Here is a 19,095-nt window from a genome sequence, read left to right as displayed (position 1 = left end):
CGGGTAGCCGGCCACGGCGATCTCGGAGGCGTCCCCATCGACGCGCCGCGCCGATGGATTCGGCGCGGCTTCGTACCGACGAGGTCAGCGGGTCAGGGCAGCCAGTCCGGCCGCAGCGGATAGCCGTTGACCGCGTCCGGGCCGTTGCGCGTGGCCAGCACCTGGTGCAACTGGATGCCGTTGCGCTCGAACGCCAGCCGCGAACCGGCCATGTAGAGCCCCCACACCCGGGCCGTGCCACTGCCCACCTCGGCGACGCAGAAGTCCCAGTGCTCCACCAGGTTGCGGCACCACGCCGCCAGGGTCAGCGCGTAGTGCTGGCGCAGGTTCTCCTCGTGGTGCACCTCCAGCCCCACGTCGTGCAGTCCACTGATCACCCGCCCGGGACCGGCCAGCTCCCCGTCGGGGAAGACGTACCGGTCGATGAAGGCGCCCGACCGGTGCGGCGCCCGGTTGTCGGCCCGGGTGATGCAGTGGTTGAGCAGCCGCCCCTGCGGACGCAGCCGGTCCCGCAGGAAACCGAAGTACGCCGGGTAGTTGCGCACCCCGATGTGCTCGGTCAGCCCGATCGAGGAGACCGCGTCGAACTCCCGCCGGGGCGCGTCGCGGTAGTCCATGTGCCGCACCTCGGCCAGCCCGGTCAACCCCTCACGCGCGATCGCCGCCTGCGCCCACTGCGCCTGGGCACGCGACAGGGTCACCCCGAGGGCCTTGACGCCGTACTCGCGGGCCGCGTGCCGGACCATGCCGCCCCAGCCGCAGCCCACGTCGAGCAGGCGCATCCCCGGACGCAGCGCGAGCTTGCCCGCGACCAGGTCGTACTTGCTCGCCTGGGCCTCCTCCAGCGTGTCCTCGGGACTGCGGAAAACCGCGCAGGTGTACGTCATCGACGGCCCGAGCACCTTCTCGTAGAAGGCGTTGGAGACGTCGTAGTGGTGGCTGATCGCGCTGCTGTCCCGGAACCGGGAGTGCCGTAGGCCGCTCACGATCCGCCTCCAGCGGGGCAGCGCCTCCTGCGGCGGTGCCGGTGGCGGCAACAACCGTTCCCAGCCCAGCCTGCGTACCAGCGCCAACCCCTCGGCCACCGTCGGTGTGCGTACCCGCAACTCGTCCTTGAGCACCCGCAACGCCTCGTACGGGTCGCCCGGGTGCACCCCCTCCAGCGCCAGGTCACCGCTCACGTACGCCCGCGCCATACCCAGATCGCCCGGCGCCGTGAGCAGATACGACAGTCCCCGCTCGGAGCGGATCGACAGGGTGATCCCGGCGTCGGCCGGGCCGAGGCGACTGCCGTCGTACCCGGTGACCCGGACCGGCAGCGGGCCGGCGGTGAGTGCCCGGACCACGTCCGCGACACGCAGACCACGTCGGCCGCTCCCGTCCGGCGGTGTGGCGGGAGCACCACCCGCCCCCTGCTCTCGATCAACAAGGCTCATGCCGGCACTCCGCTTCGCTCCGTGCCACCATGAGGCTCGATCGCACTGAACCTGATGATTCGCTCGCTACGCTCGCTCATGCGCGCGTTACCGCCTTTTCGTACAGTCCGGTGAGCCGATGTTCCGGGTCGTACCGGTCCCGCACGGCGCGCCATATGTCACCGCCGTAGAGCCGGTCGAACGCATCCCGGTCGTAGTACGCGTCGGAGTAGAGCGACTTGTGTCCGCCCGCCTCCGACACCGCGCGCTCGATCTCCCGGTTCACGGCACCGTCGACGGCACCCTCGGTGATCGGCACGCTCCCCCAGAACCCGATGTTGACGTAGTCCTGCCCCGGCCGGAGCGGATACAACGGCCAGGACCGGGCGCTTCCACCGCCCGCCGGCTCTCGCAGCCGCAGCGGGCACAGCCACACCGGGGTCATCCCCACCCGGCGGGCGAACCAGTGCAGGAAGTCGGCGGTGCGGTCCAGCGGGACCTCGACGTCCTGCACCACGCGCTCCCGGGCCGGCTGGCCACGCCACCGGTCGATCCGGGCGGCCACCTGGTGGCGGTGTTCCAGCCGCACGATGCGGTGGTAGACGTCGCTGCGCCGCCACCGGGCCGGCCACAGCCGCCGCACCAGCGGATGTTGCGCCCCGAACGCCGCCGAGCACCAGAACCAGTCGGTGTCCCAGCGCCACAGGTAGTCGTGGACGGTGAGGGTGTCGTGCGGCAGCCGGCGCAGCGAGCGGTAGTAGATGTCCTGACCGGTGTAGTCGGAGACCCGGCCCGGATCGTCGGTGAAGCGGGCCAGCACCAGGTACGCCTCGCCGGGGCTGAACATCACCCCGTCCATCGCGTCGACGCTCTCCCCCGCCCAGGCGCGGCTGGCGGAGATCTCGCCGATCGCCTCGGTCAACGCGGTCAGGTCGGTGAATCGGACGTTGCGCAGCGCCACGTGCCGCCGGACCGGTTGCAGCTCGATGCGCAGCCGGGTGGCGTAGCCGAGGCTGCCCAGCGAGTTGGGGAAGGCGGCGAAGAGGTCCGCGTGTTCGCCCGCCGGCCGGGCGGTGACCAGCTCGCCCGCCCCGGTGAACACGTCCATCTCGGTCACCGACTCGTGCGGCAGGCCGTTGCGGAACGAGGTCGACTCGATGCCCAACCCGGTGACCGCCCCACCCAGGGTGATGGTGCGTAGCTGCGGCACCACCAGCGGCATCAGGGCGTACGGCAGGGTCGCCTCGACCAGCCGCTCGTAGGTGCACATGCCCTGCACGTCGGCGGTGCGGGCGACCGGGTCGACGCTGAGCACACCACCGAGCCCGCTGACGTCCAGACCCGCCGTGCGCGGGGCGGCGCGCGGGCGGAACAGGTTGGAGGTCCGTTTGGCCAGCCGCACGGGCCGACCCGGTGGCACCGCAGCGTACGACCGTCGCAGCTGAGCCACCGCCACGTCATGATCACGCAAAGCGTGCATGTGGTCACTTTACGCGTCGGCGGCGTCACCGGCGGGCCGTCCACGCGAGAGTTACCGCACCTGCCATGGCGTACCGGCCCGGGGGTGGGCCAGGATGCCGGCATGTCGGAAACCGATGGATCGGGCACCGTCTACGGCACCCGCCGTTCCGGACCGCCCCGGGACCCGGTGCTACTGGCGGCCGGTGCGGTCGGACTGGCCGGCGTACTGGCCGGGGTGCTCTTCGCCACCGGCCTGCTCGGTGGCGGCGACGACCCGGCGCCGACCCCGGTGGCCGGCAGCCCGACGCCGGCCGCGCCGAGCCCGAGCGAGAGCGTCGCACCGCCGACCGTGGAGAGCCCCGAGCCGACGCCCACCCCGTCGCCCACGCCCAGCGAAGCCGACCCGAACAGCGGGCCGAAGGTGCTCCGGGGCGTCGGCTCCGGCCTCTGCCTCGGGCTGGATGGCGACGGCGAGCGGGCGGTGGCCAAGCTGGCCGGCTGCACCGGCGGGCCGGAGCAGCAGTGGGTGGTCAACCCGTTCGGCCCGGACACGGTGACGCTGACCAACGCCGCCCACAACCAGTGCCTCGACGTGGAGGGGCGCAGCGGCGACGACGGCGCGCGGTTGCAGCAGTTCGGCTGCCACGGCGAGGACAACCAGCAGTGGCGTCTCCAGCCGGCCGACGACGGCGCCGTGCTGCTGGTGGCCGTGCACAGCGGAAAGTGCGCCCAGGTCCGCGACGGTGGCGGCGAGGCCGGCATCGACGTCGTCCAGGCCCCGTGCGACGGCAACCCGGCGCAGCGCTGGTCGCCGCAGTGAAAGGAAGGGCCCCCTACTAACGCCTGCGGTATAGCAGGGGTCCCCTGCTAACAGGTGCCGGACAGCGAGCGCAAGACAGCGGTGCCGGGAAGCGCGCGAGGCCAGGGCGTCAGGGGCGCAGTGTCCGCAGCTCCGTCAGGTGTCGGGGCAGGTGGACGCGGGTGTGCAGGTCGATGACGCGACCCCAGGGCAACGGCTCGTCGACGACGAGGTCGAAACCCTCGCGCAGGTGCGTCTCCACCGGCGTGTCGGCCCCCGCGCCGAGCCGGGCCACCAGGGCGACCAGGCGATCGCTGCTGTGCCGGAGCCGGTCGGCCAGCCCGGCCAGGCCACCCGCCTCGGCGACCAACGCGTCCAGTTCCGGCCGGTGGATCTCGTCCAGCTCATAGAAGGCGTACGGGGAGCCGGCGAGCACCGCTTCGGTCGCCTCGCTCATCAGCTCGTCGCTGGTGACCAGGTGCGCCACGATCTGTTCGGCGCTGTAGCGGCCGGTCGGCGGCGGCCCGAACCCGCCCACGTCGATCTCGGTCAGCAGCGCGTCGTACGCCTGCCGCAACCCGTCGACCTCCACCCTGCCGAGCCTAGCGGCGACCGCGCCGTGACCGCAGGTAGTCGCTGACCACGTACTCGCCGAGGTCCTCGGTGTCCGGGGTGAAGACCCGGCCGCCGCTGCGCCGGGCCACCGCGTCCACGAAGCGGCGCAGCCCCGGATCGTCACCGAGCATGAACAGGTTCAGCGTCGCGCCGTACCGGCCGATCCGGTCCACCTCGCGGATGGTCGCCTCGACGGTCTCCGGCAACGACGGCCAGTGGAACACCGCCTCGCCGTCGGCCGGGTCCAGGTGGGCGGTCGGCTCGCCGTCGGTCACCACCAGTACCACCGGTTCGGCGTCCGGGTGGCGGCGCAGGTGCCGGCCGGCGAGCCGCAGGGCGTGTTGCAGGTTGGTGCCCTGGGTCATGTCCGGCTCGGCGGCGGCCAACTCCTGCTGGGTCAGCGTCGCCGCCCGCCGACCGAACCCGATGATCTGGAGCGCGTCCTGCGGGAACCGGGTCGCCATCAGGTGGGCCAGCGCGAGTCCGGTCTGCTTCATCGGACCCCACCGGCCCTGCGAGATCATCGAGTACGACAGGTCCACGCAGAGTGCCACCGCCGCCGAGGCCCGTCGCTCGGTCTCGACCACCTCGAAGTCCTCGACGGCCAGGTGCAGCGGCACTCCGGGGCCGGCCCGGCGTACCGCCCGGGTCAGCGTCCGCACCACGTCGATGGGCTGCTCGTCGCCGTACCCCCAGGGTCGGGACGCGCCGGTGACCTCGCCGGCCGCGCCCGCCGACCGCAGGTCGTGCTCTCCCCGGGGCCCGGCGGTCAACTCGGCGAAGACCTGCCGCAACGCGGTGCCGCCGAGACGGCGCAGCGCCTTCGGACTCAGGGTCAGGCCCTCGGCGTCCCGGGTCACCCAGCCCTGCCGCCGCAGCTCCCGCTCCAGTTCCCGGAGTCGGCGTACGTCGTCGGCGGCGTCCCGGCCGAGGGTACGGGCCACCGACTCGACGTCGATGTCGTCCAGGGTCGCCCCCGGGTACTCCTGCCCCAACTGGTCCAGCAGGTCGTCCAGCTCGGCGATCTCGTCCAGCGCCCCCGTCGCCTCGCCGTAGCCGAGCGGCTGCTCGCCGCGCATCCGCTCGCCCCGGCCCCAACGCAGGTCGGGGCGGAGCGCCCGCAGGTTGCCCTCCAGGTCGGCCAGTTCGCCGGCCAGCCGGTCGCCGAGCGACTGGCGCATCAGGCCGGCGAGTTCCTCCCGCTGCCGGTCGGAGAGCGAGTTCATCAGCCGTTGCCCGGCCGCCGACCGCCGGGCCAGCAGGTCGATCAGCTCGTCGACGTCGGCCGGACGTTCCGGGAAGAAGTCGCCGTGCCGGCGCATGAACTCGGCGAACGCGTCGGTCGTGTCCTCGGCGCGGGCGTGCCGGGCCAGCAGGGCGTTCAGGTCCCGCATCATCTCGACCAGCCGCTCCTGCACGGCCGGGTCGGCGGCCATCTGGGTCGAGGAGCGCAGCCCGGCGAAACGCTGGCCGAGTACGTCGTCCCGCAACCCGTCGAGGATCCGCTGGTAGGTCTGCCGGGCGTCCTCACTGGCCCACCGGTACTCGGAGAGTTCCCGCACCGCCTGGGCGGTGGAGCGGGGCAGGTCGTCCAGCATCGCCTCGGCGAACCGGGCCGCCTCGTCCGAGCGCCCGGACAACTCGTCCCGCTCGGCGGCGAGTGCCTGGTCCAGCAGGGCCTGTGCCCGGGTCACCGCACCGTCCAGGTCGCCCCGGCGCAGTGCCTCCCGCCGGAGCCGACGGGCGCGGGCGGTCAACGGGTCCAGTCCGCCCCGTTCCTGCGGTCCCCGACGCAGCAGCTCCCGCAACGCGTCCCGCAGGCTGCCGCCGGCCAGCACCTCCTGGCCGACCTGGTCCACCGCCGACTGCACGTCGTACGGCGGCGCCAGCGGATCGGGGCCACCCCGCCACTGCCCGTACCGGAACCGGTTGCCCGCCATGGTCAGTCCCGGCCGCCGTAGCGGGTCCGCCCCGAGTCGGTCACGTCCTTGTCCAACCGTCGACTCAGGTGCAGCCCTTCCAGCACGAACTCGACCGCCGCAGCGGCCTGCCCGGGGCTGGGCGCGTCACCGACGCCGAGCCGGTCGAGCACCTTGGCCAGCCCCGGCACGGTGCCCACCTGGCGCAGCAGCTCGGCCGCAGACACCAGTTCCCCGGTCTCGACGGTCTCGCCCTCCTCGACCAGCGTCGTGAACCCGGACAGGTCGAGCCCGGCCAGCCGGGCCCGGAACGTGTCGGCGGTGGCGGTGCGCAGCAGGTGGCCGAGGATCTCGATCTCGCGGCCCTCCTCGCCGCTCTCGAACTCGACCTTGCCGCGCAGGGTGGAGGTCACCGACACGGCGTCACCCACCCGCGCTACCGCGTCGAGCGCAAGGAAGGGCACCTTGTTAACGTCTGCGGTAGAGGAAGGGTCCCCTGCTAACACCTCACCCCGAGCGGCAGACGCACCCGACGCGGCAGCAGCGCCCGGCCCGGCAGACGTGCCCGCCGCGGTGGACTCGGCGGCCAGCAGGCCGGCCCGGCGCAGTGCGGCAGCGGCCACCGTCTCGGCGGCGGCGACAGCGAACCGGGCGGAGACGCCGGAGCGCGGGTCGACCGAGGGCGACTCGCGGACCGCGCGGGCGAACCGGGCGAGGACCTCCAGCACGTGTTCCGGCACCTCGGCGACCAGGTCGGCCTCCTGCCGGATCAGCTCCAGTTCCCGCTCCAGGTCGGTCGGGTAGTGGGTGCGGACCTCGGCGCCGAACCGGTCCTTGAGCGGGGTGATGATCCGCCCCCGGTTGGTGTAGTCCTCCGGGTTGGCGCTGGCGACCAGGAGCAGGTCCAGCGGGAGCCGGAGCTGGTAGCCACGGACCTGGATGTCCCGCTCCTCCAGCACGTTCAGCATCGCCACCTGGATGCGTTCGGCCAGGTCCGGCAGCTCGTTGACGGCGAAAATCCCCCGGTTGGTGCGCGGCACCAGCCCGAAGTGGATCGTCTCGGGGTCGCCGAGCGTACGGCCCTGGGCCAGCCGGATCGGGTCGACGTCACCGATCAGGTCACCGACGCTGGTGTCCGGGGTGGCCAGCTTCTCGCCGTACCGCATCGAGCGGTGCAGCCAGCCGATCGGCAGGTCGTCGCCGGACTCGGCGACCAGCGTCCGCGACGCCGGGGTGACCGGGTGCAGCGGGTGCTCGTTCAGCACCGACCCGGGGATCACCGGGGTCCACTCGTCCAGCAGCGTCACCAACGACCGGATGAGCCGGGTCTTGCCCTGGCCCCGCTCGCCGAGCAGCACCATGTCGTGCCCGGCCAGCAGCGCCCGCTCCACCTCCGGCAGCACCGTGTCGTCGTACCCGACGATGCCGGGGAAGCGTGGCACGCCGCTGCGCATCCGGGCCAGCAGGTTGTCCCGCAGTTCCTGCTTGACGCTGCGGTACCGGTGGCCGGCGGCGCGCAGCGCACCGAGCGTGCCGGGCAGGTCGGCCGGTGGGACCGGGGTCATCGAGGTCGGTGCAGTCACCCGCCCAACGCTAGCGCGCTCGGGTGGCTTTCAGCTCTCCCCGTCGGATCCCCGGCTCAGCCGGGTGAGTGCGGCGTCGATGGCGGCCCGCTGCGACTCCTCGGAGTAGGTCTGCGGATCGACCGCTGCCAGCGCGTTCAGCCCTTCGACCACCGCGACCAGGCTGATCGCGGTCTCCGCGCTGGCGGCCGGCGGCCAGTCCGGGCGGACCTCGGCGACCAGGCCGCCGATGCGGTCCAGGAACCGCCGGTTGTAGGCGCGATGCAAGTCGGCGAGGACCGGGTCGGCCAGCGCGGCGGCGAGGAAGCCGACCCACACCCGCGCTTCCTCGCGCTTCTCCTCGGTCGGCGAGGCGGCCTGCCACAGCACGGCCCGCAGTGCCGCCCGGGGCGAGTCGGCGGCGGCTTCGACGGCGTCGGCGCGCTGGCCGGTACGACGGTGCAACAGCTCCCGGGCGTGCGCCAGCAGCGCCTGCTTGTCGGCGAAGGTGTGCAGCACCATGCCGGTGGTGCAGCCGGCCCGTTCCGCGACCGCGCGCAGGGTGAGGCCGGGCAGCCCCCGCTCGGCAAGCACCGACCAAGTGGCCGCCGAGAGGCGCTGTCGCTGGTCGGCGAGGTCCCGCCGTCTGGGCATCTGTCCCTCCCCTGGCCGTGGCCCGTTACCGTAGCGTACGTTACGGTAACGCTTGTTACGGAAACCTGAGAGGGAACGACGATGGTCTCCATCGACCACGAACCGTGGGGCTCGACCGACGCGACCCGCCTGCGCGCCGCGCAACGGGCCGAACTCGACGCCCGCTACGGCTGCGACGACCACGAGCCGGGGACGCCGCCGAGCGCCGAGACGATCAGCGTCTTCCTCGTCGCCCGCGACGCCACCGGCACCGCCGTGGGCTGCGGCGGCCTGCGCCTGCTCGGGCCCGACTCGGCCGAGATCAAGCGGATGTACGTGGTCCCGCCCGCCCGGGGCACCGGTGTGGCCGTCGCCGTCCTGCGCGCCCTGGAGGAGGCGGCCCGTCAGGCCGGCGTACGCACCCTGCTGCTGGAGACCGGCACCGCCCAGCCCGACGCGCAGCGCTTCTACGAACGCGAGGGCTATCGGCGCATCGACAACTTCGGCCCGTACCACGGTGCGGCGCTCTCCGTCTGCTACGCCCGAGACCTGCCCTGAGCGAGCACCGCTCCCTGCCGCATCTCGCGAGGATCCGAGCCGCAGACGGGGCAGCTACCCTCCGTACCTGCGTCGGCAGTTCCCCTCTCTACCACTCCGGGCCCTTTGCTCTGCTTCAACCCACGCAATAGCGGCTGAGCAGGAGTGATCCACGGGCAGGGACCGACCGCAGAAGGACCGCCGACCACCGAGGGTGACTGCCGCGTCCGTTGAAGCAGAGCAAAGGGCACGGAGGGAAGGTCGGTGGCCGCCCCGGAGCGGGGCACCGGGAGCGATGGAGCACCGGGAGCGGGGCACCGGGCGCGGCAGAGGACCGGCAGCGGCCGAGGACCGGGCCGATGGTGGGCCGGGCGGACGGTGGGCCGGGCGGACGGTGGGCCGGGCGGACGGTGGGCCGGTCAGCGGCCGGCGCGGGCCTTGATCATGCGTGGTACGGCGGCCAGGCCGGTCAGGGGGCGGAACGCCCGGGCGGCGTTGACCAGGGCGGCGTACTCGTCGTCGGTCAGGTCGATCTCGGCGGCGGCGGCGTTGCGCTCCATCTGCTCCACGCTGGACGCCCCGGGGATGGCCACCACGTTCGGGTGGCGCAGCACGTACGCCAGGGCGATCTGGCTCGGCGTGGCGTCGTGGGCGGCGGCCACCTGGCGCAGCGTCTCGATCAGGGCGGTGCCTCGGGCCAGGTTCTCCGGCAGGAAGTACGGGTTGGCCCGGCGGATCGCGCCGACCGGTGGGTGGTGTGCGTCGTACCGCCCGGAGAGGAAACCCTGGGCCAGCGGGCTGTACGCGATGACGACCCGACCCGCCTGGGCCGCGTACGGCAACAGGTCCTGCTCCGGTTTGCGGTCCACCATGCTGTAGCGGACCTGATTGCTCAGCACCCGGCGCCCCAGCACGGTCTCGGCCACCTGCCAGCGGCGCAGGCTGTAGTTGCTCACCCCGACCTCGCCGACCAGGCCGACGTCCTGCAACGCGCGCATGCCCCGCATGGTGGTGCCGTCGGCGACGAGCGGGTTGGGCGAGTGCACCTGGTACAGGTCGATGCTGCTGACGCCGAGCCGGGCCGCCGAGGCGACCGCCCGCTGCTGCACCACCGCCGCCACCGGCAGCACCGGAAAGATCTTGGTAGCCACGGTGACCTTGTCCCGGTCGGCGGCCAACGCGGCGCCGAGGATGCGCTCGCTGCGACCGAGGCCGTAGATCTCGGCGGTGTCGAAGACGGTCACTCCCAGCTCGACGGCACGCCGGACGATGTCCGCCGCCAACCGTTCGTAGTCGGGGCCGTAACCCCACTCCCGCGAACCGAACTGCCAGGTGCCGAGACCGATCTTGGAGAGGGGCTTCGGGGTGTCGAGCTGCACGTAGCGCATGATGTCGACCGTACCCGCCGCGCTGTGCCCCGGCCGCCGGTCCGGCGGGCGAGGCCGCGCCGGGCGGTCACCAGGGGCGCGGGTTGGCCCGGTGGTTGCGGACCGTGCAGACGGGTCCCGGCGGTGGCCCGCCGCGCGAGCCGCGCAGCCACCGGACGATCGACACGAGCAGCAACGTGACCAGCAGGCCGCCCGCGACCAGCGGCCAGCGACGGCCGTCCAGGTAGGTAACCGCGGCGACGGGTACGTTCTCGGCGGCCTCGGTCCCCGCGTCGGCACCGGTGCCCGGCAGCGCGTCCGTGGTCTCCGGGGTGCCGCCGACCGCGCTGGCCGGTGTGGTGCCGGGGCGGAGCGCGTCGACCGCCACGACGTCCACGTCCGAGCAGGAGTAGTAGGTGTCGGCGGTCTCCGAGTGCTGCCAGATCGTGTAGATCACGTGCCGGCCGCTGCGGTCCGTCGGCAGCCGGCCGGACATCAGGTACGTCCCGTCCCGCAGCGGCGGGTCGGTGATCCGCAGGAAGGGCAGCCTGTCCAGGTCCGCCCAGGTCAACGCCCTCGACGGGGTGTAGCCCGGCCGGGTCAGATAGAGCCGGAAGGTGCCCTTCTGGGCGGCGGTGGCGCGGTACTGGAAGGCGAACTCCGCGCCGGCGGTCAGCGGCGTCGCCGGCCAGTCGGTGCGCGGCAGGTCCAGCCCCCGGTACGCGGACAGGCCGCCGCTGCACAGCTCCCCGTCGGGGATCGTCTCCCGGTCCCGGCCGTCGACGCCGTACACCCGGACGTTGTCCCACTCGCGCAGCGCGGCGCCCTCCTTCTCCGCCGCCAGGCAGGCCGACGTGCCCACGTGCGGCCCGCCGGGCGCGCAGCCGGCCGAGCGGCTGACCGGGTACGTCGGGGCACCCTGCGCGGCGGCGGGCAGCGCACCGGTCGTCGTCCCGACGAGGGCGACCAACGCGACGACGACAACTCGACGTACGGCCATGATTTCGGACCTCCCACGCACCAGTACGGGCCGGAGGCGTCGAGAGTTCGATCTCTCCGGCCCGGATCGGCGGGCGGCCCGATCGACCGGCGTCAGGAGCGGTACGCGGCCACCGCCTTGGCGAACCGTTCCACCAGTTCACGGCAGTCGTCGGTGGAGACGGTCAGGTGCGGCAGCAGTGGCATCACGCCGCTCGCGTAGCTGGTCAGCAGCCCGTACTCGCGGCACACCCCGCGCAGGTTGTGCACGTCGCGCAACGACCAGAGTTCGCCGTCGGCGTCCCGCAGCTCCACGCCGAGCATCATGCCGATGCCCCGGACCGCGCCGATGCGGGGATCCGCCTGCGAGGCGGCGTCCAGCATCTCGACCAGTTCGGCGCCGCGACGGCGGACCGCGGGAAGGAAACCGTCGGCGGTGAGGATGTCGAGCACCGCCAGGCCGGCCGCCGCGCCGATCGGGTGGCCGTCGGTGGTGGAGCCGTTGGGGAAGCCGAGCCGCACGGGCGGGTCGGCGAGGGCCTCGTAGATGTCGCTCGCCACGACGAGTGCGGCGAGCGGGAAGTAGCCGGCGCTCAGGCCCTTGCCGAGGACCAGCATGTCGGGGACCTCGGCGAGCCGCTCGACGTAGCTCATCGCGGCGACCCGGCCGGCACCGGTGGTCACCTCGTCGGCGATGGTGTGGATGCCCCGGCGACGGCACTCGACGATGAGCGTCTCCAGGTAGTGCTCCGGCGCGGGCAGGAACGAGGTGCCGGAGACCGGCTCGAACATCACCGCCGTCACCCGCTCCGCGCCGACCGACTCGACGGCGTCGAGGACCGGGCGTACGCACTCGCCGGTGCACGCGTCGGGGTCGCAGGTCACCGGCGGCGGCGTCGACACGTGCACCACGTGCCCGTCGATCGGGGCGGAGTAGTCGTGCAGGATCGGCTCGTCGGTCAGCGCCGTGGCCAGCGGTCCGGTCCCGTGGTATGCGTCGTGCAGCGCGATCACGGTGTGCCGGTCCGTCTCACCGGTCATCCGGCGGTAGAACCGGGACAGCATCGCCGCCGCCTCGGTCATCTGGCTGCCGGTGTTGCCGAAGCGTACGTGTCGCAGCGGCTGCGGCAGCAGCGCCACGAGCGCGGCGGCGTAGTCGACGGTGACCTGCGGCGGATGCTCGTAGCGCATCACGGTGCCGCTGGGCAGCACGTCGAGCTGACGGGTCATCGCCTGCTTCACCGACTCGCACGAGTACCCCAGCGTGACGTTCCACATCGACGAGCGGGCGTCCAGGTAGCGCCGCCCGGCGGCGTCCTCCAGGTGGCTGCCGGCGCCGCTGACCAGGAACAGGTCGGGGCCGTTCTCCCGCAGGTGGGGGCCCATCGGCGTGAGGCCGTGCCAGACCGCGTACTCGCTGTTCGTCATGGTCATCTCCGCGGGGTGAGGGGGGCCGGGGTGTCGAGTGCCGCGCGGACGATGCGGTCCGCGTCGGGGAGCAGGCCGTCGAGCAGCGCCGGGCTCACCGGCGCGGGCACCGGGACGCCGGTGAGCAGCTCGACGTGCTCGGGGCGGGCGGCGCCGGTGCGTACCAGGTGATAGGCCAGATCGGTGAGGACGGACCCGGCCCGGGGCTGTTCGTCCACCAGGATCACCGGCCGGTCGGGCACCACCATCGCGGCGACGCCGTCCCGGTCCAGGGGCGCCGCCGTCCGCAGGTCGACCACCCGGGCCTGTACGCCGTGCTCCGCCAGCCGTCGTGCAGCCAGCAGACTCTCGATGACCGTGTTGCCGATCCCGACCAGCGTCAGGTCGTCACCGGGCCGGGCCAGCCCGGCGACGCCGAACGGCAGCGGGGCCGCCGACGGCTCGGGCTCGGGCAGGTCGGTCCAGGTGGGGGTGAACAGGCGCGGGGACTCCAGCAGGACGACCGGGTCGGGGTGCCGCAACGCGGTCCGCAGCAGGCCGCCGACGGCGTTCGGCGAGCCGGGTACGGCGACGACCAGGCCGGGGATCTGGCTGAGCAGGCCGTACGGCACGTGTTCGTGCTGCGCGCCGAGGTGCTCGCCGCCCTGGGTGACGCCCCGGATCACCAGCGGCACCGAGAACTGGCCGTCGCTCATGTACCGCCAGGTGGTGACCTGGTTGACCAGTTGGTCGAACGCGCTGAACAGGAAGGCCGCCCGGTGGACGGTGAACAGCACCCGCCGACCCACCAGGGCCATACCCAGCGCCATGCCGAGCATCGCGTTCTCCGCGATCGGCATCCGGACCATCCGCTCAGGGCCGTACTGCGCGACCAGGTCCTCCTGCTGGAAGGTGCTGAAGTGGCTCAGCGTCGGCTGCTCGGTGAACGCCTCCCGGACCGCCTCACCGATCGGGTGCCGGCGGCTCACCGGCCCGCCCCGATCAGGTCCCCGGTGACGGTCACGCCGGTGGTCGCGGTCGCCGGATCCGGCTCCTCGGCGTCCAGCGCCGCCTGCAGCAGCGCGTCGACCTCGGCGGCCACCTCGGCGTGCAGGGCGGTCAGGTCGACCGTGAGCCGTCCGGCGGCGACGGTCAGTGGATCGCGTTCCGCCCACCGTCGCCGTTCCTCCTCGGGCCGGTACTGTGGCGGCGGATGCTGCCCGAGTTGGGTGTGGAAGTCGCGCAGGTAGGTGTGCGCCACGACGACCTGCGGTCCGGTGCCGGCACGGCAGGCCGCCAACGCGGTGTCGGCCGCGTCGTGCACCGCCTCGACGTCGTTGCCGTCGACCTCGACGTACGGCAGCTTCAACCCGGCGACGAGTTCGACGGGGCTGAGATGGCGTACCAGGGCACTCGCCGTCTGGTCCTGCCAGCCGTTGTCCTCGCAGACCACCAGCAGCGGCAGCCGCTGGGCGGCGGCGATGGTGAGGGTCTCGTACGCGCCGCCGGCACCGAGCGCGCCGTCACCGCAGAAGACCAGTACGGCCCGCCCGTCACCGTCGAGCCGGGCGGCCATCGCGGCACCGGCGGCGATCGGGAGTTGGGCGGCGACGATCGACGTCGAGCCGAGCAGACGGTGGTCCCGGTCGGCGAGGTGCATCGAGCCGGACTTGCCGCCGCACAGACCACCGCTGCGGCCGAGCACCTCGCGCATCACCCGGTCGGGCGGGCAACCGGCGGCGAGGGCGTGCCCGTGGCAGCGGTAGAAGCTGACCACCCACTCGGCGGGGTCCCGGGCGCCCAGCACACCGACGGCGACCGCCTCCTGGCCGGTGTACGGATGGATCGCGCCGGGCACCAGGCCCTGTTCCGCGCACCGCAGCAGGCTTTCCTCGAAGAGTCGGATGGTGAGCATGTCACGGTAGGCGGACAACAGGTCCATGGTGCTTCCCGTCGTTGGCTTCTCAGCGAGTGCGGTCCCGGGCGGAGATCGCAGAACGCGGTGCGCCAAACGTGATGCCGGTTCAACTTTCGGGTCGGCGGGGTGCGGCGTCAACGGCTGGCTCCGAGGATGGCGCGATGCTGCCAACCTGGTCGCCGCCGTCGGAATCGTCGATTGGCGAGATCGTGCCATCTTCCGGGCCGGACAGGTCCGTACCGGTGCCGCGCAGGCTGCTCACGCAGCCGCCGAGCAGCGCGGCGGAGGCGAACAGGATCAGCGTGGGCACCAGTCCCCACCACTGCGCCAGGGCTCCGCCGAGCAGTGCGCCGACCGGGATCGCGAAGGTCGTCGCGGCCCGCCCGAGGGCGATCACCCGGCCGAGTTGGTGAGTGGGCACCAGCGACTGCTGGAGGGTGGTGGTCGCGATGAACCAGACGGTGGCGCAGAACGAGAAGATCGCCTCGTAGACCACGAGCGTGACGAAGGGCGGGGCGACGGTGGCGGCCGGGATGAGGAACAGCGCGGCACCGGCCAGCGGGGCGAACACCGGCACCACCCGGGTCATGCCCAGCCGGCGGATGACCCGGCCCGCCACCGTGACGGCCAGCATGGACACCACGCTGCTGACCACGTAGGTGATCCCGATCAGCCCGGGTGACAGGTGCAGGTGCTGGTAGGCGTAGACGAGATAGAGGGCACCGAGCGCCGAGCCGCCGAAGTTGAGGGCCGCCGCCGTCACCGCCACCCGCACCAGGACCGGGCGCTGACGCATCGCGGCCACGCCCTCGCGCAGCTGGTCGAGCAGTCCGGCCGTCGCACCTGCGGAGGTGGCGGCGGGGTCGGTGCGGGGGCCGATCCGCAGCCGGGCGTACGCGACCACGCTGACCAGCCGGGCCAGCGCGTCGACGCCCATCGCGGCGGCGGCGCCGGCCACCTGGATCAGCCAGCCGGCCAGGGCGGGCCCGGCCACCTGCCCGACCGACCGCGCCCCGGCCATCGCCGAGTTCGCCTGGACCAGCCGCTCCGCCGGCACCAGGCGGGGTATCGAGGCCTGGAGGCCGATCGTGACCAGGGCACCCAGGCCACCGGCGACGACCGCGACCACGGCCAGCATCGGGATGGTGAGCACGTCCAGCAGAGCGGCGACCGGCACCGTGGCCACCACGGCCGCGTAGCCGAGACTCCCACCGACGAGCAGGCGGCGCGGCGAGCGGGTCCGGTCGACCACCACCCCGAGCATCGGGGACGCGAGGGCATGCGTGCCGAACTCGATCGCGAACAACGCGCTGGCCACCAGCGGCGACGCTCCCAGGTGGAGGATCGCCAGCGTGGGCAGCGCCAGCGCGGTGATCTCGGTGCCGACGACACCGGCCCCGTGCGCCGCGACCAGCGGGCCCAGACCCTCCACCCGGCGCCGTAGCCGCCCCAGTCCCGCAGTCATCAGCGCAGGGTATGCCGCCCGGGTGGCAGGTCCGTGCCACCGCCCGACGGGCACCTTGACCATGGTTCACACCGCCGTTACCGTGGCGCCAAGCTCCGGGCGGAGAAGTGGCTGGTAGCACCGGCCGCAGGCAGGACACGAGGCGCGTGGCCGGTCCCAGCCGAACCCACGGGTTCGCCGCCGGATCGCCCTGCCAGACGTGAGGCCGAGATCCCTTCCCCTGTCGGTAGTGGAGCTGGTCATGGCACTCATTCGTCACGATGAACTCGACAGCGACGCCGTCGCGTACCGCGTCTTCGGTGTGACCCGGGACAAGAAGGCCTGGCGCGCGAGCGACATCATCGGCGACGGACTGCGCCGCAAGGACTGGGACCGCACCGAGATCGCCTGGCGGGCCGCCTCGCGCGGGTACTACGCCGAGCAGGCCGGACTGGTCGCCGCCGCCACGCTGGCGGCGAACACCGAGGACGCGCCGTTCCGCTTCAGCCTGGCCCTGGCCACCGCCGACGAGGCACGCCACGCGGACGCCTTCTACCAGTACGCCCGCGCGATCGGCGGCGACGTCGAGCCGGACGCGCAGGAGACGATGGAACCGCTCGACGAGATGCTGCTGAGCCTGCCGCACATGGGTCGGGCGCTGGTCCACACGATCCTCGAAGGGCTCGCGTCGGACGAGTTCATCCTCTTCAGCGAGATCTTCGCCGGTGACCCGCTCGCCCGCCTGTACGAGGCGGTGCGGACCGACGAGATGCAGCACATCGCCATCGGGCTGAACTATCTCTCCCGGGTCTCCGCCACCCCGGCCGGCGCCGAACTCTGGCGCGCGCACGGTCAGGAGTGGCACGACATCGGCTTCGACATCACGGCGCTGAACAGCATCGCGACGTCGTGCGCCACGTTGACCGGCCGCGACCCCGAGAAGGTGCGGTCCTGGTTCGTCCGGCGGCACCGGGCCCGACTGCGGGCCGCCGGTCTGTCCTTCCTCGACCTCGAAGGAGGTGAACGTAAATGAAGATCAAGAAGGTGGCGATCAAGAAGGTCACGCACGGCTCCTGCAAGTACGCCGTCATCCTGTGAAACACAGGTGACTGATCCGGTGGTCCGGGTGGGGTGACCCGCCCGGACCACCGGTAGCCCGCGCTGCCCACCAGTTCCTGCCACCCGCGCCGGATCCCGGAGACGAGACGATGACCATCTGCCTCGCGGCCATGCCGTGGCAGTCCCTGGACTGCCCGTCGCTGCCCATCGGACTACTGAAGGCCGTCACCGTCGCCGCCGGCCGACCGGAACCACTCAGCTACCACGGCGGCATCCGGTGGGCCGAGTACCTGCTTGAGGCCTCCGGCGGCGAACTGGGACCGCCGGAGTACACCGAGGTCGCGGAGGAGGGGCTGTTCCACGGGCTCGGCGACTGGGTGTTCGCCGGAGTGTTGCGCGGCGACGACGCGTTCGGTGTGCCGGAGTTGCGCCGCTACGCCGAGGACCGTGGCCTCGACATCGACCGGGTCACCCGGATGCGCGAGTACGCCGCCGGCTTCGTCGAGGTCGCGGCCCGCGAGATCCTCGCCACCGAACCGACCCTGGTCGGCTTCACCACGACGTTCATGCAGAACGCGCCGAGCCTCGCCACCGCCAAGCGGATCAAGGAGCTGGCTCCGCACGTGCCCATCGTGCTCGGCGGCGGCAACTGCGACGGGATGATGGGCGCCGCGATCCACGAGAACTTCCCCTTCGTCGACTACGTCGTCCGCGGCGAGGGCGAGATCGCCTTCCCCGCCCTGCTCGACGCGCTGGACGGCCGGATAGCCCTGGCCGCCGTACCCGGACTGTGCTGGCGTGACCAGGACGGCCGGCACGACAACCCGCAGGGAAAGCTGATCCCGCCGGCCCTGATGCCGGTGCCGGACTACGACGACTGGTTCGCGCTCATCGCCGAGTCGCCGGTCGGCGAGTACGTGGAGCCGAAGCTGGTGCTGGAGAGTGCCCGGGGCTGCTGGTGGGGCGAGAAGCACCACTGCACCTTCTGCGGCCTGAACGGCACCGGCATGCAGTTCCGGGCCAAGGCGCCGGAGACGGTCATCGAGGAGCTGACCTCGCTGGTCCGCCGGCACCAGACGCTGGACGCGATCATGGTCGACAACATCATCGACAACCGCTACTACCGTGACCTGCTGCCCAGCGTGGCCGCGCTCGACTGGGACCTGCGCATCCACTACGAGGTCAAGTCGAACCTGCGCCCGGACGAGATCACCGTGTTGCGGCAGGCCGGCGTCACCCACGTGCAGCCGGGCATCGAGTCGCTGGTCAGCCCGGTCCTCAAGCTGATGGACAAGGGCGTCACCGGGGTACGCAACGTCCGCACGCTGCGCGACTGCGAGGCCGCCTCGCTGACCGTCTCCTGGAGCTGGCTCTACGGATTCCCGACCGAGTCCACCGCCGACTACGAGGCGGTCCTGCGGCAACTACCGGCACTGGTGCACCTGCAACCACCGGCCGGTGCCGCCCGGATCCTGCTGGAGCGCTTCAGCCCGTACTTCGAGAACCCGCTGCTGGGGTTCCCGAACCGCCGGCCCGCCAGGATGTACGACCACGTCTACGCACTCGCGCCGGAACAGCTGACCGACATGGTCTATCTGTTCGACACCGATCCGGCCGGGCTCTCCGAGACCGACGCCGAGGGGCTGCACAAGCTCATCGGGATCTGGATCGACGCGTACCCGTCCAGCTCGCTGCGGATCCTGCACGCCGACGACGAGGAGATCGTGATCGAGGACCGGCGGGTCGGCTGGCCGGAGCAGGACCACCGGATCACCGGGGCCGGGTTCGTGGCCGCGTACCGCGAGTTGGAGAACGGGCGGACCGCGAAGGCCCTGGCCGCCCGGGTCGCCGAGTACGGCCTGCCCCCGGAGGAGTTGCAGGACTGGTTGGCGAAGCTGGCCGGTGACGGGCTGCTCTTCACCGAGCAGGGCCACTGGATCTCCCTGGCCACCCCCACCGAACCGTTGAAGGTGAGCTGATC

General features: G+C 72.5%; 16 protein-coding genes. 4 read left to right on the top strand and 12 right to left on the bottom strand.

What is annotated here, in order from left to right; genetic code table 11:
* Positions 1 to 92: 92 nt before the first annotated feature.
* Both HUT12_RS06415 and HUT12_RS06410 read right to left on the bottom strand, forming a co-directional pair.
* Positions 93 to 1,436: a class I SAM-dependent methyltransferase gene (locus HUT12_RS06415; protein WP_131055636.1), complete on the bottom strand. Its 1,344-nt coding sequence runs from the start codon at positions 1,434 to 1,436 to the stop codon at positions 93 to 95.
* Between the two features lie 76 nt (positions 1,437 to 1,512).
* A complete protein-coding gene (locus HUT12_RS06410) occupies positions 1,513 to 2,895 on the bottom strand; it encodes an FAD-binding oxidoreductase (RefSeq protein WP_131055638.1) in 1,383 nt (460 codons plus the stop codon).
* A gap of 102 nt (positions 2,896 to 2,997) precedes the next feature.
* Here HUT12_RS06410 and HUT12_RS33125 point away from each other — a divergent pair, with 102 nt between their 5' ends.
* Positions 2,998 to 3,696, top strand: coding sequence for an RICIN domain-containing protein (locus HUT12_RS33125; protein ID WP_176092801.1), 699 nt, complete (start codon positions 2,998 to 3,000; stop codon positions 3,694 to 3,696).
* Positions 3,697 to 3,805: 109 nt separating this feature from the next.
* Here HUT12_RS33125 and HUT12_RS06400 read toward each other — a convergent pair whose 3' ends face one another.
* The 4 genes from HUT12_RS06400 to HUT12_RS06385 are packed head-to-tail and all read right to left on the bottom strand — an operon-like array spanning position 3,806 to position 8,425.
* Positions 3,806 to 4,267: a hypothetical protein gene (locus HUT12_RS06400; protein WP_176092800.1), complete on the bottom strand. Its 462-nt coding sequence runs from the start codon at positions 4,265 to 4,267 to the stop codon at positions 3,806 to 3,808.
* 10 nt (positions 4,268 to 4,277) lie between these two features.
* Positions 4,278 to 6,230 (bottom strand): VWA domain-containing protein, encoded by a 1,953-nt coding sequence (locus HUT12_RS06395; protein ID WP_131057059.1) that lies wholly within the window; start codon positions 6,228 to 6,230, stop codon positions 4,278 to 4,280.
* A 2-nt stretch (positions 6,231 to 6,232) separates the two neighbouring features.
* Entirely contained in the window at positions 6,233 to 7,774 is a 1,542-nt protein-coding gene (locus HUT12_RS06390) for a magnesium chelatase (RefSeq protein ID WP_176095668.1), read from the bottom strand.
* Positions 7,775 to 7,822: 48 nt separating this feature from the next.
* Positions 7,823 to 8,425 (bottom strand): TetR/AcrR family transcriptional regulator, encoded by a 603-nt coding sequence (locus HUT12_RS06385; protein WP_176092799.1) that lies wholly within the window; start codon positions 8,423 to 8,425, stop codon positions 7,823 to 7,825.
* Positions 8,426 to 8,506: 81 nt separating this feature from the next.
* Between HUT12_RS06385 and HUT12_RS06380 the strand changes: the two genes are divergently transcribed.
* Positions 8,507 to 8,962 (top strand): GNAT family N-acetyltransferase, encoded by a 456-nt coding sequence (locus HUT12_RS06380; RefSeq protein WP_131051470.1) that lies wholly within the window; start codon positions 8,507 to 8,509, stop codon positions 8,960 to 8,962.
* A gap of 398 nt (positions 8,963 to 9,360) precedes the next feature.
* Here HUT12_RS06380 and HUT12_RS06375 read toward each other — a convergent pair whose 3' ends face one another.
* The 6 genes from HUT12_RS06375 to HUT12_RS06350 form a co-directional block, all read right to left on the bottom strand.
* Entirely contained in the window at positions 9,361 to 10,329 is a 969-nt protein-coding gene (locus HUT12_RS06375) for an aldo/keto reductase (RefSeq protein ID WP_131051469.1), read from the bottom strand.
* A gap of 67 nt (positions 10,330 to 10,396) precedes the next feature.
* A complete protein-coding gene (locus tag HUT12_RS06370; RefSeq protein ID WP_176092798.1) occupies positions 10,397 to 11,308 on the bottom strand; it encodes a lytic polysaccharide monooxygenase in 912 nt (303 codons plus the stop codon).
* 92 nt (positions 11,309 to 11,400) lie between these two features.
* Positions 11,401 to 12,714, bottom strand: coding sequence for an aspartate aminotransferase family protein (locus tag HUT12_RS06365; protein WP_176092797.1), 1,314 nt, complete (start codon positions 12,712 to 12,714; stop codon positions 11,401 to 11,403).
* Positions 12,715 to 12,716: 2 nt separating this feature from the next.
* Entirely contained in the window at positions 12,717 to 13,682 is a 966-nt protein-coding gene (locus tag HUT12_RS06360) for an alpha-ketoacid dehydrogenase subunit beta (protein ID WP_176092796.1), read from the bottom strand.
* Positions 13,679 to 14,626 carry a thiamine pyrophosphate-dependent dehydrogenase E1 component subunit alpha gene (locus tag HUT12_RS06355; RefSeq protein WP_161594891.1) on the bottom strand — a complete coding sequence of 316 codons (948 nt, stop codon included), beginning with the start codon at positions 14,624 to 14,626 and terminating at the stop codon, positions 13,679 to 13,681. The genes HUT12_RS06360 and HUT12_RS06355 overlap by 4 nt, the downstream gene beginning before the upstream one ends.
* A 91-nt stretch (positions 14,627 to 14,717) precedes the next feature.
* Positions 14,718 to 16,076: an MFS transporter gene (locus HUT12_RS06350; protein WP_176092795.1), complete on the bottom strand. Its 1,359-nt coding sequence runs from the start codon at positions 16,074 to 16,076 to the stop codon at positions 14,718 to 14,720.
* Positions 16,077 to 16,317: 241 nt separating this feature from the next.
* On the opposite strand from HUT12_RS06350, the gene HUT12_RS06345 reads away from it, so the two are divergent.
* Complete coding sequence (locus tag HUT12_RS06345) at positions 16,318 to 17,088, top strand: ferritin-like domain-containing protein (RefSeq protein WP_131051463.1); 771 nt, start codon at positions 16,318 to 16,320, stop codon at positions 17,086 to 17,088.
* Positions 17,089 to 17,263: 175 nt separating this feature from the next.
* Complete coding sequence (locus tag HUT12_RS06340; protein ID WP_176092794.1) at positions 17,264 to 19,093, top strand: RiPP maturation radical SAM C-methyltransferase; 1,830 nt, start codon at positions 17,264 to 17,266, stop codon at positions 19,091 to 19,093.
* Positions 19,094 to 19,095: the final 2 nt, after the last annotated feature.

The sequence above is a fragment of the Verrucosispora sp. NA02020 genome (assembly GCF_013364215.1).
GTDB lineage: Bacteria > Actinomycetota > Actinomycetes > Mycobacteriales > Micromonosporaceae > Micromonospora.
The sequence above is the reverse complement of the archived record's forward strand: the minus strand, read 5'-3'. Positions and strand labels throughout refer to the sequence as shown.